This window comes from Actinocorallia longicatena, assembly GCF_039534125.1.
Taxonomy (GTDB): domain Bacteria; phylum Actinomycetota; class Actinomycetes; order Streptosporangiales; family Streptosporangiaceae; genus Actinocorallia; species Actinocorallia longicatena.
Genome location: NZ_BAAAUV010000008.1, coordinates 37103 through 52044, shown reverse-complemented (window position 1 = coordinate 52044; position 14942 = coordinate 37103). Strand labels below are relative to the sequence as shown.

At 72.0% G+C, this 14942-nt stretch carries 10 protein-coding genes; 5 read left to right on the top strand and 5 right to left on the bottom strand.

Annotation, left to right across the window (positions count from 1 at the left end; genetic code table 11):
- Positions 1–94 precede the first annotated feature (94 nt).
- Positions 95–940: a polysaccharide deacetylase family protein gene (locus ABD785_RS18025; RefSeq protein WP_344829426.1), complete on the bottom strand. Its 846-nt coding sequence runs from the start codon at positions 938–940 to the stop codon at positions 95–97.
- Positions 941–1146: 206 nt separating this feature from the next.
- Between ABD785_RS18025 and ABD785_RS18020 the strand changes: the two genes are divergently transcribed.
- Entirely contained in the window at positions 1147–2586 is a 1440-nt protein-coding gene (locus ABD785_RS18020; RefSeq protein ID WP_344829424.1) for an MFS transporter, read from the top strand.
- A 59-nt stretch (positions 2587–2645) separates the two neighbouring features.
- Here the strand turns inward: ABD785_RS18020 and ABD785_RS18015 are convergent, their stop codons facing one another.
- The 3 genes from ABD785_RS18015 to ABD785_RS18005 all read right to left on the bottom strand — a co-directional run bounded on the left by ABD785_RS18015 (position 2646) and on the right by ABD785_RS18005 (position 5581).
- Positions 2646–3287, bottom strand: a complete 642-nt coding sequence (locus ABD785_RS18015; RefSeq protein WP_344829421.1) for a sensor histidine kinase — start codon at positions 3285–3287, stop codon at positions 2646–2648.
- A 202-nt stretch (positions 3288–3489) separates the two neighbouring features.
- On the bottom strand, positions 3490–4272 hold the full coding sequence (gene nagB, locus ABD785_RS18010; RefSeq protein WP_344829419.1) for a glucosamine-6-phosphate deaminase: 783 nt from the start codon (positions 4270–4272) through the stop codon (positions 3490–3492).
- A gap of 103 nt (positions 4273–4375) precedes the next feature.
- On the bottom strand, positions 4376–5581 hold the full coding sequence (locus ABD785_RS18005) for a PucR-like N-terminal domain-containing protein (RefSeq protein ID WP_344829417.1): 1206 nt from the start codon (positions 5579–5581) through the stop codon (positions 4376–4378).
- A gap of 176 nt (positions 5582–5757) precedes the next feature.
- Between ABD785_RS18005 and ABD785_RS18000 the strand changes: the two genes are divergently transcribed.
- The 3 genes from ABD785_RS18000 to ABD785_RS17990 all read left to right on the top strand — a co-directional run bounded on the left by ABD785_RS18000 (position 5758) and on the right by ABD785_RS17990 (position 8782).
- Positions 5758–6828 (top strand): glycoside hydrolase family 26 protein, encoded by a 1071-nt coding sequence (locus tag ABD785_RS18000; RefSeq protein WP_344829415.1) that lies wholly within the window; start codon positions 5758–5760, stop codon positions 6826–6828.
- 149 nt (positions 6829–6977) lie between these two features.
- Positions 6978–7943, top strand: a complete 966-nt coding sequence (locus ABD785_RS17995; RefSeq protein WP_344829412.1) for an ATP-binding cassette domain-containing protein — start codon at positions 6978–6980, stop codon at positions 7941–7943.
- Complete coding sequence (locus ABD785_RS17990) at positions 7940–8782, top strand: ABC transporter permease (protein WP_344829410.1); 843 nt, start codon at positions 7940–7942, stop codon at positions 8780–8782. Before ABD785_RS17995 ends, ABD785_RS17990 begins: the two co-directional genes overlap by 4 nt.
- 32 nt (positions 8783–8814) lie before the next feature.
- Here the strand turns inward: ABD785_RS17990 and ABD785_RS17985 are convergent, their stop codons facing one another.
- Positions 8815–11907 (bottom strand): ATP-binding protein, encoded by a 3093-nt coding sequence (locus ABD785_RS17985; protein WP_344829409.1) that lies wholly within the window; start codon positions 11905–11907, stop codon positions 8815–8817.
- Between the two features lie 310 nt (positions 11908–12217).
- Here ABD785_RS17985 and ABD785_RS17980 point away from each other — a divergent pair, with 310 nt between their 5' ends.
- The gene (locus ABD785_RS17980; protein ID WP_344829407.1) at positions 12218–14935 is read left to right on the top strand and encodes a bifunctional glycosyltransferase/CDP-glycerol:glycerophosphate glycerophosphotransferase; all 2718 of its coding nucleotides are present in this window, start codon (positions 12218–12220) and stop codon (positions 14933–14935) included.
- Positions 14936–14942: the final 7 nt, after the last annotated feature.

The following is a 14942-nucleotide window of genomic DNA, read 5'->3' as shown; positions in this document are numbered from 1 at the left end:
CCTCCGAAGTTCTTACGGAAGCCTCATCGTCAGGCGGAAACGGAACAAAGGCAAGCAATCAGGTCATGTAGCCATCAATTACTTACCGTCCGAGTCAGACATCTTCCTCCGTTTCGGGACGTTCCCGATACTCGTTTCCGGGAAGAGTGAGCTCCCCCGCGAGCAACTCGGAAACGGTGACGAACACATATCCGCGCCGCTTCAACGTCTTCAGCACCCTCGGGACGGCCTTCACGGTGCCCGGCTGGATGTCGTGCATCAGGACGATATGGCCCGGCTGAACGTCCTTGAGAACACGGTGCGTGACCGAGGCGGGCCGGTGGTCGCGCCAGTCCTGCGGGTCGACCGCCCACATGATCTGCGGCAGGCCGAAACTCCGCGCCGCCCTCACCACCCGCCGGTTCGACGCGCCGTACGGGGGCCGCAGGAGCCGGGGCGTGACGCCCGTCAGCCGGGTGACCAGATCACCGGTCCGCCGGATCTCGCGCCGGATCCGCGCGGCGGGCAGGCGCGACAGATCCGCGTGGTCCCAGGTGTGGTTGCCGATCTCGTGCCCCTCGGCGGCCGCCCGCCGCAGCATCCCCGGTTCCTCCGCGGCCATGGAGCCGAGCACGAAGAACGTCGCCTTCGCCTTGGCGCGGGCCAGGGCGTCGAGCACCCGGCCCGTCCCCTTGACCGGGCCGTCGTCGAAGGTGAGCGCGACGCACTTCTCCTTCGAGCAGTCGTGCGGGTAGCGGTCGGCCCGCCGGATCCCGCGCCGCTCGTTCACGTCGGGGGCGACGGCGGCGCGATAGGCCTTCTTTCCCTCCTGCCGGACGGAGCTCCCCGACGGCACCAGATCGACGTCGGCGAAGCCCACGAGGAGCACGAGGAGCCCCATCAGCACCGCGGCCACACCTGCGACAAAGGCCGCCGCCAGGCCCACTGCGAGTCTTTTCACCCACGCCCCCAGGAAGTGATCGATATGGAGAGATCGTCCCCGGGGCGGGCGGCCGAAATCCCCCTTGCCGGGCAAAGGGGAATCCGTAAAACGTAATGATCGGCTTGTCATAACCATACGCACTTTTGATCACACAAAGGGATGGTCTGACGCTATTTTCGCTGTTCAAGGTAATTGTGACAGCCGAAACTCTGAACCGTCCGCCGGTGCACGCCGATCCCCGCCGATGGCGGGCCCTGGGGGTCATCGCGATCGCCCAGCTGATGGTCGTCCTCGACGCCTCGATCGTGAACATCGCGCTTCCGTCGGCCCAGGCCGACCTGAACATCTCCGACGCCAACAGACAGTGGATGGTCACCGCCTACACCCTGGCGTTCGGCGGCTTCCTCCTGCTCGGCGGCCGGATCGCCGACTACTCGGGGCGCAAGCGCTGCTTCGTCATCGGCCTCGTCGGCTTCGCGGTCGCCTCGGCGATCGGCGGCGCCGCGAACGGGCAGGAGATGCTGTTCGCCGCCCGGGCGCTCCAGGGCCTGTTCGGCGCGCTGCTCGCGCCGGCGGCGCTGTCCCTGCTCACGGTCACCTTCACCGACGTCAGGGAGCGGGCCAAGGCGTTCGGCGTCTACGGCGCGATCGCGGGCGGCGGCGCGGCGATCGGCCTGATCGTCGGCGGCGTCCTCACCGAGTACCTGGACTGGCGCTGGTGCCTGTTCGTCAACATCCCGATCGCGATCCTCGCGGCCGTGGCCGCCCGGCGGGTGCTGTCGGAGAGCAAGGCCGACGGCAGCACGAGCTATGACATCCCGGGCGCGGTCCTGTCCACTCTCGGCCTCGTCTCGCTGGTCTTCGGGTTCACCCAGGCCGAGACGCACGGCTGGGGCTCTCCGAAGAGCTGGGGCTATCTGGTCGCCGCGGGCTTCCTGCTGGTCGGCTTCGTGGTGTGGGAGCTGAGGTCGGACAACCCGCTGCTGCCGATGCGGGTGCTGACCGAACGCAACCGGGGCGGCGCCTACCTGACCTCGCTGCTGCTGGGCGTCGGCATGTTCGGGATGTTCCTGTTCATGACCTACTACTTCCAGCTGATCCTCGGGTACTCCGCGCTCAAGACGGGCTTCGCGTTCCTGCCGTTCTCGATCGGCATCATCGTGTCCGCCGCGGCCGCCAGCCAGCTCCTGCCGCGCTTCGGGCCGCGCGCCACGATGCTCACCGGGTTCGTGCTGGCCATCCTCGGGATGCTCGGGCTGGCGCAGCTCACCCCGACCAGCTCCTACGGTGCCCATGTGCTGCCGGTGCTGACGGCCATGGCCATCGGCATGGGCCTGATCTTCGTCCCGCTGTCGAACACGGCGCTCACCGGCGTCAAGAACCACGACGCGGGCGTGGCCAGCGCCCTGGTCAACACCACGCAGCAGATCGGCGGATCGCTCGGCACCGCCCTGCTGAACACGATCGCCGCCAGCGCGACCACCGCCTACATCGTCAGCCACGGCGTCTCCGCGCAGGCACGGGCCGAGGGGACGGTCCACGGGTTCACGACCGCGTTCTACTGGAGCGCCGCCTTCCTCGCCGTGGCCGCCGTCGCGGTGGCCGTGCTGGTCAACACCAAGGCCGAGACCGCGCACGACGGCGCCCCCGCCCACTTCGGCTGACGGCCGGGCCACTCCCGTGCCGGGTCCCTCCGGCTGCCCGGCACGGGGGGGACCCGGCGTCAGTCGGCGGTGCTCAGCAGCGCGGAGGCCGGGCCGCGGGCGGGGCGATACGTATGACTGAACGGCAGGAACACCCGGACGGCCAGGCCGTCGCCGGGGGCCGAGGACAGGGTGAGCCTGCCGCCGACCTGTTCGGCCCTGGTCCGCATGGAGCGCAGGCCGAGGCCCTGGCGGGGCTCCGGCGGCAGCCCGGTGCCGTCGTCGGCGACCAGCACCGCGAGGCCGCCCGGCACCGCCTCGAGGCTCACCTTGATCCGGGAGGCCCCCGCGTGCCTGGCGGCGTTGTGGAGCGCCTCGCAGACGATGCGGAACGCCGCCTCCTCCACGTCGGCAGGCAGCGGCGGCAGATCGCCCGCCCGCAGGACCATCCGCCCGTCCCCGTGCCTGGCCATCTGGTCGCGGACCGCCTCGGCCAGGCCCGTCCCCGCCAGGCGCGGGATCCGCGTGTCGCCCAGCACCGCCCTCAGCTCGGCGGCGGCCACCGCCACGTCCGACTGGAGCTGGGCCAGCGTCGCGTCGGCGTCGGCGAGACGCCCGTTCACCAGCTGCGCCCTGGCGGCGCCCGCCCGCAGGGCCAGCATGGTCAGCAGCGGGCCGAGCCCGTCGTGGAGCTCCCGCCGCAACCGCTCTTTCTCTGACATGAGATCACTGTCCCCCACCCCGCTTGCGGCCCGGTTGCGATCGGGTTGAAGTCCCTTGCAACGCCGGGCCGCCCCCGAAGCGTCTCAGGGGAGGAGGAGACGCCGGAGGCCCTGGCGATCGGAACTCCGGCAGGTGGCGGCGGGGGCCGCCGCCTGCCCGGGAAGTCCCGGGCGGAGGGCCCGGGATCAGGAGGGCCCGGGATCAGAGGCCCTGCCAGGCCGGCTTGTGGGCGTAGGTGGCCTTGAAGTAGGAGGCGAGCTTCAGGCGGGAGGCCGCGGCCTCGTCGACGACGACGGTGGCGTGCGGGTGGAGCTGGAGGGCCGAGGCCGGGACCAGCGCGGACAGGGGGCCCTCGACGGTCGCGGCGACCGCTTCGGCCTTGCCCTCGCCGGTGGCGAGCAGGACGAGGTGGCGGGCCTCGAGGATGGTGCCGATGCCCTGGGTGATCACGTGCTGCGGGACCTGGGAGAGGTCGTCGCCGAAGAACCGGGCGTTGTCGACCCTGGTCTGCTCGGTGAGGGTCTTGATCCGGGTCCGGGAAGCCAGCGACGAGCAGGGCTCGTTGAAGCCGATGTGGCCGTCGGTCCCGACGCCGAGGATCTGGAGGTCGACCCCGCCGGCCTCGGCCAGCACCCGCTCGTAGGCGGCGCAGGCCGCGACGATGTCCCCCGCCCCTCCGTCCGGGCCGAGGAAGGAGCCGGCGGGCAGTCCGAGCCGCTGCACGACCTCCTTGCGGACGACCTCGCGGTAGGACTCGGGATGCCCGGCGGGCAGTCCGACGTACTCGTCGAGCTGGCAGACCCGCAGCCGGGAGACGTCCAGGCCGCCGGCCACCAGCGCGGCCAGCGCCTCGTAGACGGGCAGCGGCGTCGAGCCGGTGGCGACCCCCAGCAGGGCGTCCGGCTTCTCCCCGACCAGGCGGGCGACGGCCGCGGCCACCAGCTCGCCCTGCGCGGCCTTGTCCTTGACGATCACGACTTCCATGTACCGAACCCCGACTCAGAGCACCCGATGCCAATGAAATGCACCGTATGACCGGTCTAGACCGCTGTCAACCTGTCTAGACCAGTACGGACCGGGGCCCGGTTCACTCCTCCGTGAGCAGGTCGCGGACCCTCAGCCCCATCTCCATCTCGAAGCGCCAGTCGGGATCGTGCAGCCGGGTCCCGAACATCTCCTCGATCTGGCGCATCCGGTAGCGGACGGTCTGCGGATGCAGATGGAGCAGCTCGGCCACGTCGACGATCTTCCCCTCGACCCGGAGCCAGGCGTAGAGCGTCTCCGACAGCCGGGCCCTGTTCAGCCGGCTGAAGCGGGCGAACGGCGCCATGCTGCGTTCGGCGAGCAGCCGCATGACCCGCTCGTCCTGGAGGAACACGAAGGTCGGCAGATGCTCCTCGCAGCGGACCGGATAGCCGTCGAACACGCCCCTTCCGGCCAGCACGAGCCCCTGCCTGGCCATCCGCAGCGACAGCGGCGCCTCGCCGATCGCGACGGCGGGCCCGATGCTCAGCCGGGCCTCGCCGAACGCCCGGAGCAGCTGCTCGGACCGGCCGGGCGCCTCGGGATCCGGGACGACCAGATAGGGATCGGGCCGGTCCAGGTCCATCAGGATGCCGGAGTCGACGGCGGGCGAGACCAGATGGGCGGTCCGCCACGGCTCGTCGAGGGCCGCGCAGGCGACCCTCTCGGGGAGATGCCACCGGGCCTCGGCCGCCAGCTCGGCGATCCTGGCCTGGGAGGCGACCGGAGGATCGGCCACCAGCAGCTCCAGCAGCCGCCGCCGCTTGCGCTCGACCTCCCCCGCGAGCTGGGCGCGCAGATCGGAGTAGCCGCCGACGGCGTGCGCCCCCGCCTCCTCGATGAAGGCGAAGACCGTCTCGGCGAGCATGTACATGGTGTCGGGCGGCAGGCCCGCCCGCTTGCCGGTCTGGGCGTAGCAGCGCCAGGCGACCCTGGCCCCGACCCGGAACGCGCCCTGCAGGCCGTCCAGGCTGCGGCCGGAGACGAACTCCGACCGGCCGAGTGCCCGGTACAGCGCGACGCCCACCTCGGCGGGCAGCCCGGGATCGGCGATCCGGTCGATGAACTGCCGCAGGCCCCGGGCGACCGCCGCGGCGACCTGGTCCTTGGCGGGGCCCTCACCGAACGGCGCGAACTCGGGCACGCACCGGCCGATCTCGCTCACGATCTCGTCACTGAGCGCCGCGATCTCGGGTCTCAGCAGGTCGGCGAGCTCCGCCGGCAGTGCCCCGAACGACTCGGCGAGCCCCGAATCCGCCATCTGCGTCATGACCGCCTCCCGCCCGAGAGCCCAACACGACGTGACGCCGATCACGCTAGCCCCGCCCGTTTCACCCGTCAATCGGGCCATAGCGCCCAGGCGGGCGGCCGGTCCTGCGTAGCCTGGGCGTCCCCCCCTCTATCCCGGCCCACCCCGCCGCCGTACCCCGAGGAGCGAACCCCCCGATGAAGCGCCGTGTACTCGTGGCCGCCGTCCTGCTGGCCCCGATGCTGACCGGAGTCGCCGACGCCGCGCCGAAGCAGGCCCCCAAGCCCGCCAAGGCCCGCTACAACAACCCGGCGCCCAAGGGCTTCAAACGCTGGAACGCCCCGGGGGTGGCGAAGGTGACGAAGTACATCTACCCGAAACGGGAGTACGTCGGGCTGTTCACCCCCGGCCCCGACAAGGTCGCCGACGCGGCGAGGTTCGGCCGGGCGACCGGCCGCAAGCCCAACATCATCAAGAACTTCTACAACTGGGGCGACGACTACGACGCGGCGTGGGCCACCGGGGTCTGGAAGTCCGGCGCCCTCCCCCAGCTCGAACTGGAGCTGTGGCCGCGCGGCCGGGGCATCACCATGGCGACCATCGCCGCGGGCGCCGAGGACGCCTACATCCGGCGCCTGGCCCTCGGCATCCGCGCCGCGAAGATCCCGGTGATCTTCAGTTTCGCGCACGAGTTCAACGCCGAGTGGTACCCCTGGGGAACCTGCAGCCGTCCGCAGGCCGACGACCCCGCGGTCGAGAACGCCTGCGACTACATGAACACGCCGGCGCAGTGGGTGGCGGCGTGGCGGCGCATGCACTCGATCTTCTGGAAGGCCGGGGCGAGCAACGCGATCTGGATGTGGCAGCCGAACGAGACCGGCTCCCGGCCGGAGATCAAGCTCCGCAAGTACTGGCCGGGCGCGAACTACGTCGACTGGGTCGGCGTGGTCGGCTACCAGCGCGGTACCCGCAAGAAGACCTTCAACGGCCTGTTCATCCCGACGTTCAAGCAGATCAGGACCTTCACCAAGAAGCCGATCATCATCCCCGAGACGGGCGCGAGCACCGGCAAGATCCGCAATGCCTACATCAAGGACTTCCTCGCCGGGGTCGCCCACTACCCGAACGTGATCGGCTTCATCTGGTTCAACGCCGACAAGCGCCCCGCCGAGCGCGACGGCGACTTCGTCCTCGAACACCAGAAGAGCAGCGTCAAGGTCTTCAAGAAGGCCCTCACCAAGGGCGCCTTCGGCTTCAAGGTGAAATGACCCTTCAAACACCTGTTCGCGTCTAGGGGCTGTTTCAAAGTCAACTGCCCTACTGCGCCGACTTTGAAACAGCCCCTAGCGGCTCGCTAGGCGCGAACTAGCGCCTCCAGGGTGAGAGGACCCCCCGTCCCCGCTGGAGGAGATCGATCATGACTGAACAGGCCATCGAGACGTCGGGGCTGGTGAAACGCTTCGGCGACACCCGCGCGCTGGACGGCCTCGATCTGACCGTCCCCGCCGGGACCGTGTACGGGCTGCTCGGCCCCAACGGTGCCGGGAAGACGACCGCCGTCCGGGTGCTGGCCACGCTGCTGCGTCCCGACGGCGGCGAGGCCCGGGTGTTCGGGCGCGACGTGCGCGCCGAGGCCGACGCGGTGCGCTCCCGGGTCAGCCTGACCGGGCAGTACGCCTCGGTCGACGAGGACCTCACCGGCGCCGAGAACCTGATCCTGCTCGGCAGGCTCACCGGCCACCGCAGACCCGCCGCCCGCGACCGGGCCGCCCAGCTGCTGGCGGCGTTCGGCCTGGAGGAGGCCGCCGACCGGCAGGTGAAGAACTACTCCGGCGGGATGCGGCGGCGCATCGACATCGCCGCGAGCATCCTCAACACCCCCGACCTGCTGTTCCTGGACGAGCCGACGACGGGCCTCGACCCGCGCAGCCGCAGCCAGGTGTGGGACATCGTCAGGATCGTCGTCGCCCACGGCACCACGGTCCTGCTGACCACGCAGTACCTCGACGAGGCCGACCAGCTCGCGGCCCGGATCGCGGTCGTCGACCACGGCAGGGTCGTCGCCCAGGGGTCCCCCGACCACCTCAAGTCCTCGGTCGGCGCGGGGACCGTGCACCTGCGGCTGCGCGACGCCGCCCGCCGGGCCGAGGCCGCGGCCGTCCTGTCGGAGGCGCTCGGCGTGCCGGCCGAGCCGGACGCCGACCCGGTCGCGCTGACCGCCCGGCTGACGGCCGCCGCCGACGCCCCCGCCCGGGCCTCCCGCGCGCTCGCCTCGCTGGCCGCGGCCGGCATCGAGGTCGGGGACTTCTCCCTCGGCCAGCCCAGCCTGGACGAGGTCTTCCTCGCCCTCACCGACCAGCCCGTGAAGGAGGCCGCGGCATGACCACCACCACCGAGCCCGGCAGGTCCACCGCTCCGCTCGCCGAGAACCTCTCGACGGTCCTCGCCCGCGGCGAGCGTCCCCCGCCCCCGAACGCCCTGACGGCGTCGGTCGCCTTCGGCTGGCGGGCGATGCTGAAGATCAAGCATGTGCCCGAGCAGCTCTTCGACGTGACCGCGTTCCCGATCATCATGACGCTGATGTTCACCTATCTGTTCGGCGGCGCGATCGCCGGATCGACGGCGGCCTACCTGGAGTTCCTGCTCCCCGGCATCCTCGTGACCAGCGTCGTCATGATCACGATGTACACGGGCGTGGAGGTGAACAAGGACATCGAGCGCGGCGTCTTCGACCGGTTCCGCACGCTGCCGATCTGGCGGCCCGCCGCGCTGGTCGGCTGCCTGCTCGCCGACGTCCTGCGCTACGTGCTGGCCTCCATCACGATCCTCCTGGTCGGGCTGGCCCTCGGCTACCGTCCCGACGGAGGGGTGGCGGGCGTGGCCGGGGCGATCGCGCTGCTCGTCGTGTTCTCCTTCGCCTTCTCCTGGGTGTGGACCATGTTCGGCCTCCTGCTGCGCAGCGAGAAGTCGGTGATGGGCGTGAGCATGCTGTTCCTGTTCCCGCTGACCTTCCTGAGCAACGTGTTCGTCGACCCGGAGACCATGCCGGGCTGGCTCCAGGCGTTCGTCGACGTCAACCCGATCTCCCATCTCGTCGCCGCTTCCCGCTCGCTGATGGGCGGCACCACCGGCGGCGGCGAGATCCTCTGGGTGCTGGCCGCCTCGGCCGCGCTGGTCGCCGTGTTCGGCTCCCTGACGATGCGCCTGTACAACCGCAAGTGACCGGCCGGATCACCCCGCGGGACCGCCGGGCGTCACAGGTGCCAGGCGGTCTCGCGGTCGGGGCGGTAGGAGCAGACCGCGCCGGTGGAGACCGAGGCGCGGAGGTGGCCGGCGAGTTCGGGGTGGGCGGCGTCGAGCTTGCGGAGGGTGTCGCGGATCCGGGCGGTGACGGTCTTGCGGGCCCGTTCGGCCTCGTCGCCGAGCCTGCGGTCGCGGCCGGCGAGGCCGACGGCGGTCCTCAGCTCGGCGAGCAGCGCTCCGCGTTCGGAGTCCAGGCGGGCGGCGCGGGCGGTGTCGCCGAGCGCGGCGGCGTCGTCGATCAGGCCGTCCAGCTCCTCCAGGCGCCTGCGGGAGGCGGCCTTGGCCTCGGCGACCAGCACCGGGTCGCCGCCCAGCCCGCGGGCCGCGGCCAGCTCGGGGCCCGCGGCCGGGTCGAGCAGTTCGACGGCGCGGATCTCCGCTCCGGGGCGGCGCAGCAGCGTGTGCAGGTCGTGCAGGCCCTTGGCGTCGGGCATGTGGGTCTCCCTGCCCGCGAAGACCAGGGCCCAGACCGCGCCTTCGCGCCGGAACCCCGCGCTCTCCCGCTCCCGCGGGGCGAGGTGCCGCATGCCGAGCTCCGCCGCCTCCTTCTCCGCCTCCGCGGCGACCGGCCCGGCCTCGGGGTCTCCGGCCTCGGCCAGCGCCCGGGCGAGCCGGTGCCGCGCCTCGACCGACCAGACGCGCGCGCCGAGCCGGTCGGCCGACGCGGCGGCGGCCCTGAAGCCCCTGATCGCCTCGGGCCAGCACCGCTCGGCGGCGTCCAGCACGGCCAGCCAGAGGTCCACGGGGCCGCTGATGTCGCAGCCGTAGAGCGAGACCAGCCACTCCCCCGAGTGCGGCGCGAGCTCGCTCCTGACCCGCCCGGCCAGCTCGCGGTCGCCGGTCGCCGCCGCCAGCTCGGCCTGGAACCGCAGCGCGAGCGGAGCGTAGATCCGCGGGTAGGGGCCGTCGTCGCGGTGGCGCAGCGCCGTCTCGACGTCGCCGCGCTGGAGCGCGTTGATCCCCTCGATCAGGCCCGTCTGCGGATGGCCCTCGGCGACGGCCCTGCGCCGGACCTCCTCCAGCGCGGTGGTCTTGCCCTGCGGCAGCAGGGTCATCCACTCCAGGTGCCGCTCCATGTAGCCGAACTCCGAGACGTGGTCGTGGTCGTGCTCCTCCCCGACGGCCCGCTCCAGCAGGGCCTCGGCCTCGGCGAACGCGCCGCGCATCTGCTCGATGATGGCCCGGTCGACCATCGCCGCCGCCACGAACCTGGGGGTGCCCAGCCGCGCGGCGAGGCCGAGGAAGGACTCCCATTGGCCGATGAAGCGGGGATCGCCGAGCTCCAGCAGCGCCACCCAGCGCAGCGAGCACGCGAACTGCTCGGTGTCGTGGTCGCCGCGGCGCCGGGCGACGTCCATCATCTCGCCGGTGAGGGCGACCCGTTCGCGTGCCGTGCCGAGACCCCAGATGGTGTCGTGCCTGGCCCACAGGCTGAACGCCAGGGCCTCGTCGTCGTCGCCGTCCCTGGCCCGCACCGCGATGTGGGCCGTCAGCTCGTCGGCCAGCCGGCCGTCGGGCCGCTCCCCCGGCTCCTCACCGATCATCGCGCCGTAGGCCTCGCGCAGCAGCCGCCGCTTGAGCGCCTGATGGGCGGGGTCTCCTTCGACGGGCAGCAGGATGAGGGCGGCCCGCGCCAGCAGCACGGGGTCGCCCAGATCGCGGGCGAGGGCGGCGCCGTTCTCCAGCACCTGCCACATCTCCGCGCGGTTGCCGCCCATGTGGTGCAGGGTGCGGCCGAGATCGAGGGCGAGGATCACGTGCTGGGCCGGATCCTCGACCGCCTCGCACGCGCGGCGCAGATGGGCCGCGGCCTCGTCCGTCGCGATCCGGGTGAGCGCGTCGTCGGAGGCCGCCCGCATGATCTCGACCCTGCGGGCCGCGGGCAGCTCGGTGCCCGCGAGATGGGCGTGGCGGGCCAGATCGGCGGGCAGCACCAGGGCGGCGGCCTCCGGCGAGGAGTCCAGCGCCCGGACGACCCCGGCGTGCAGCCGTCGCACGTCGGCCTCGTCGTAGAGGGTCTCGCGCACCAGGTCGTGGGCGAAGGCGAAGCGGCCCTCGCCCTCCGAGGTCACCAGGCGGGCGATCACCGCGCGCTCGATCCGCCGCCCGGCCTGCTCGTCCGGCAGGCCCGCGCAGGCCGCCAGCGCCCGCCGGTGGAACCTCCGGCCGAGCACGGCGGCATGGGTGAGCAGCTCGACGACCGGCGCGGGCAGCAGTGACAGCCGGTGCCGCACCGCCTCCCGCACCCCGGGCGCGACCGACGACACCGATCCCCCGCTGCGCCACAGGCGGGCCGTCTGCTCGACGAAGAAGGGATTGCCGCCCGTGTGCCGCAGGACCTCGGTGACCTGGCTCCGCTCCGGCCGCAGCCCCGACGTCCGGGAGATCAGCGCCTCGACGCCCGCCTCGTCGAGCCCGGTCAGCGTGAGCGTGGTGGCCTTGGCGACCAGCGGCGCCATCAGCGGGGCCAGGGGGTGGGTCGCCTCGTCGACCTCGACGTCGCGGTAGGTGCCGATCAGCAGGAGGCGTTCGAACCAGGTGTGCTGGGCGGCGAACTCCAGCAGCCGCAGCGAGGCGGCGTCGGCCCAGTGCAGGTCCTCCAGGACCACGACGACCGGCCGCTCCTGTGACGCCCCCACCAGGACGGTCGCGACGGCGTCGAACAGCCGGAAGGCGTCGGTCTCGTCGGCCCCCGGCGGTTCCGTTCCCCGCGTCTCGCCGCCCTGGGGACCGGCCGATGAGGCCTCCCCGAGCAGCACGTCGAGCGGCCGCGTCCACTCGGCCACCTCGCTGTGACGCCGCAGCGCGCGCACGATCTGGGTCCACGGCCAGTAGCCGGGCGCACTGTCGGAATCCCAGCAGGCGCCGTTGAGCACCAGGGCGCCCCGCGCCCTGGCCGTCTCGGCGCCCGCGGCGACCAGGGCGCTCTTCCCGATCCCCGCCTCTCCGGTCACCAGCACCAGACCGCCGTGGCTCGTGACGGCGCGCTCGATCTCCCCGTTCAGCACCCCCGCCGGATGCTCCCGCCCGATCAGCCCGTCCACGTCAGTCCGTCCACCGTTCCCACGGTACCCACCGCCCCCGTCAAAACGGGTGGCCGAGCGCGGCACCGGAAACGCGATCTTCCTCTGCCGGAAGCGATACGGCATCGGAACTTCATCAACCATTCGCGGAAGGTTTGGATTGTCCTAAGATGCCCCCAAGCGATCGGTCAGCGGGTTCTCACCTCGGGTGGGGCCCGCGTCCACCCCTCCAGCCGCCCGCTTCCATTCACACGACTCGCCGCACGGCGTGCGCGTCAGCATGCCCTGAATCGCACACGCCGGGAAACGCCAAGGAAGAGGGGAAGTCTCAGTGACTCTTGCGCCCGACATCTCGATCATCACACCGGGTGCAGGAAGGCCGCGGCTGAGCGTCGTGGTCCCTTTCCATGACGTCGAGGAGTACCTCGACGCCTGCCTCTCCTCCCTCTCGCTCCAGACCTCCGCCGCCTTCACCGAGGTGATCCTCGTCGACGACGGCTCGACCGACGGCAGCGCCCGGATCGCCCGCGAATGGGCCGATCGCGATCCGCTCTTCCGGCTCGTCGCGCAGGACCACTCCGGGCCCGGATCGGCCCGCAACACCGGCGTCGCCCTCGCCCGCGGGGAGTACCTCGCCTTCGCCGACGGCGACGACCTGGTCCCCCCGGACGCCTACGAACGGCTCCTCGGCACCCTGGAGCGGACCGGCTCCGACCTCGTCTCGGGCGCGGTCCACCGGGTCGGCTCGTTCGGCACCAAGCCGTCCCACCTGCACGGCAGGGCCATCCAGGGCGAGCTGCTCGGCACCCACATCAGCAGGACCCCGAGCCTGCTCTACGACGTCACCATGTGGAACAAGGTCATCCGCCGCTCCTTCTGGGACGCCCACGGGCTGCGCTTCCCCGAGGGCGTCCTGTACGAGGACATCCGGCTCGCGACCCGGCTGCACTGCCTCGCGAGGTCCGTCGACGTGATCGACGAACCGATCTACCAGTGGCGGGAGCGGTCGGGCGGCAACCCGTCGATCACGCAGGAGCGAGGGACCAGCGCCAACCTGTCCGACCGGATCGGCGCGCTGCTGGCCATCGACGCCGACCTGTCGGCCTGCTCCCCGCGCCGGCTCCGCCGCGAGCACCACCGCAAGGTCCTCACCAACGATCTGCCGCTGTACTTCAGGGAGCTCCAGCGGGCCGGCGACGGCTACCGCACGATGTTCCTCGACCTGGCCAACGGCTATCTCGACCGGGTCCCCTCCCGCCTGTACACCGCCCTGCCCGCCCGGGACAGGCTGAAGTTCCACCTGATCAGGACCCGCCGGATGGCCGACCTGCTGGAGCTGCTCGCCTGGGAGCGGACGGTGAAGCCGGGAGCGACGCCCGTCGTGCGCGAGCGGCTCCGGCTCCACGCCGACCTCCCCTTCCGCGACGACCCCTCCATCCCCCGGAGGGTGTTCCGGCTGAGCGTCGCGGAGACCGCCCCGGTCACCCGTGTCGTCCCCGTCCCCCGCCGCCCGGTGATCGAGACCCGGGAGTGGACGGACGGCGGTGTCCTCGTCCTGACCGGCTCCCACCCGGACCTCCGGCCGCTGGAGGCCGTCCTGCGCCGCCGCGGCACCGGCCATCGGCACTCCTTCCCGTTCGTCCAGGACGGCGGCCGCTTCGAGGTCCGGATGCCGCTGCGCGCCGCGACGTCCTTCGGCCGGACCGCGCCGCTGCTCGACGGCACCTGGGACCTCACGGTCCGCCCGGTGGACGGGCACGGGCCCGGCCCCTCTGCGTTCGACCACTCCCGGCTCCCGGCATCCGGCGAGGAGACCGTCGTCCACGACGCCAAGCGCTTCCGCTTCCTGTGCCCGCGGTCCGGCGACCCCGTCGTCGAGGTTTCCGCCGACAGCGCCGCCGACGTGCGCGGCGCCTGCGCCCAGCGCCGGATCCAGGCCGGTTTCTATCCGCGGCAGCGCTCCCTCGGCCTCCGCGACCAGGTGACCTTCGTCAGCTGGAAGGGCAAGCAGTGCTCGGACAACCCCCGGGCGATCGCCGACGAGCTGCGCCGCATGGGCGACGACCGTGAGCACGTCTGGGTCGTCCGCGACACCGCGACCGAGGCCCCCGAGGGCGCGACGGTCGTCCGCCAGTGGAGCCACGCCTACTACGAGGCCCTGGCCCGCTCCCGCTTCGTGGTCGCCAACGACGACATGCCCGCCTCCTATGTGAAGAGCGAGGGCCAGACCTACCTGCAGACCTGGCACGGAACCCCGCTGAAGAAGATCGGCTTCGACATCCGCGAGATCAGGTTCGCCAGCGGCGGCGCCTACCTCGACCACCTCGCCGACGACGTCGCCAAGTGGGACCTGATGCTCTCGCCCAACGCCTACAGCACCCCGATCCTGCGCCGGGCGTTCCGGTACGAGGGCGAGATCCTCGAGTCGGGCTATCCGCGCAACGACGTCCTGCACTCCCCCGGCGCGGCCGCCCGCGCCGCCGCCGTGCGGGAACGGCTCGGCGTCCCGGCCGGCCGGCGGGTCGTCCTGTACGCCCCGACCTGGCGCGACGACCTGTTCTACGAGGGCGGCCGCTACCGCTTCGACGCCAGGCTCGACCTGGTGCGCGCCCGCGAGGCTCTCGGCGACGGCACCGTCGTGCTGATCCGCAGTCACCACCTGATCGCCGACGATCTCTACGACCCCGCCTACGGCGACTTCGTCGTGAACGTCACGGCCTATCCGGACATCTCCGACCTATACCTGATCAGCGACGTCCTCATCACCGACTACTCCTCGGCGATGTTCGACTTCGCCGGCACCGGCCGTCCGATGCTGTTCTTCACCTACGACCTCGACACCTACCGCGACCACCTGCGCGGCTTCTACTTCGACTTCGCCGCGCAGGCGCCCGGTCCGCTCCTGGCCACCTCGGACGCCGTCATCGAGGCCCTCGGCGACCTCGGCTCCGTCGCGGCCGGGTACGAACCCGCCCGCGCCCGCTTCGCCGAGGCGTTCCATCCGGCCGTCCCCCGCTCCTCGGCGGCGGTGGCGGCCCGCCTCCTGTGACGCCCGC

What these genes read in the sequence shown, in the direction of transcription:
- ABD785_RS18015 (WP_344829421.1), bottom strand. Translation starts at nt 3,287, where the DNA reads ATGTCAGAGAAAGAGCGGTTGCGGCGGGAGCTCCACGACGGGCTCGGC.
- ABD785_RS17990 (WP_344829410.1), top strand. Translation starts at nt 7,940, where the DNA reads ATGACCACCACCACCGAGCCCGGCAGGTCCACCGCTCCGCTCGCCGAG.
- ABD785_RS17995 (WP_344829412.1), top strand. Translation starts at nt 6,978, where the DNA reads ATGACTGAACAGGCCATCGAGACGTCGGGGCTGGTGAAACGCTTCGGC.
- ABD785_RS18005 (WP_344829417.1), bottom strand. Translation starts at nt 5,581, where the DNA reads ATGACGCAGATGGCGGATTCGGGGCTCGCCGAGTCGTTCGGGGCACTG.
- ABD785_RS18000 (WP_344829415.1), top strand. Translation starts at nt 5,758, where the DNA reads ATGAAGCGCCGTGTACTCGTGGCCGCCGTCCTGCTGGCCCCGATGCTG.
- nagB (WP_344829419.1), bottom strand. Translation starts at nt 4,272, where the DNA reads ATGGAAGTCGTGATCGTCAAGGACAAGGCCGCGCAGGGCGAGCTGGTG.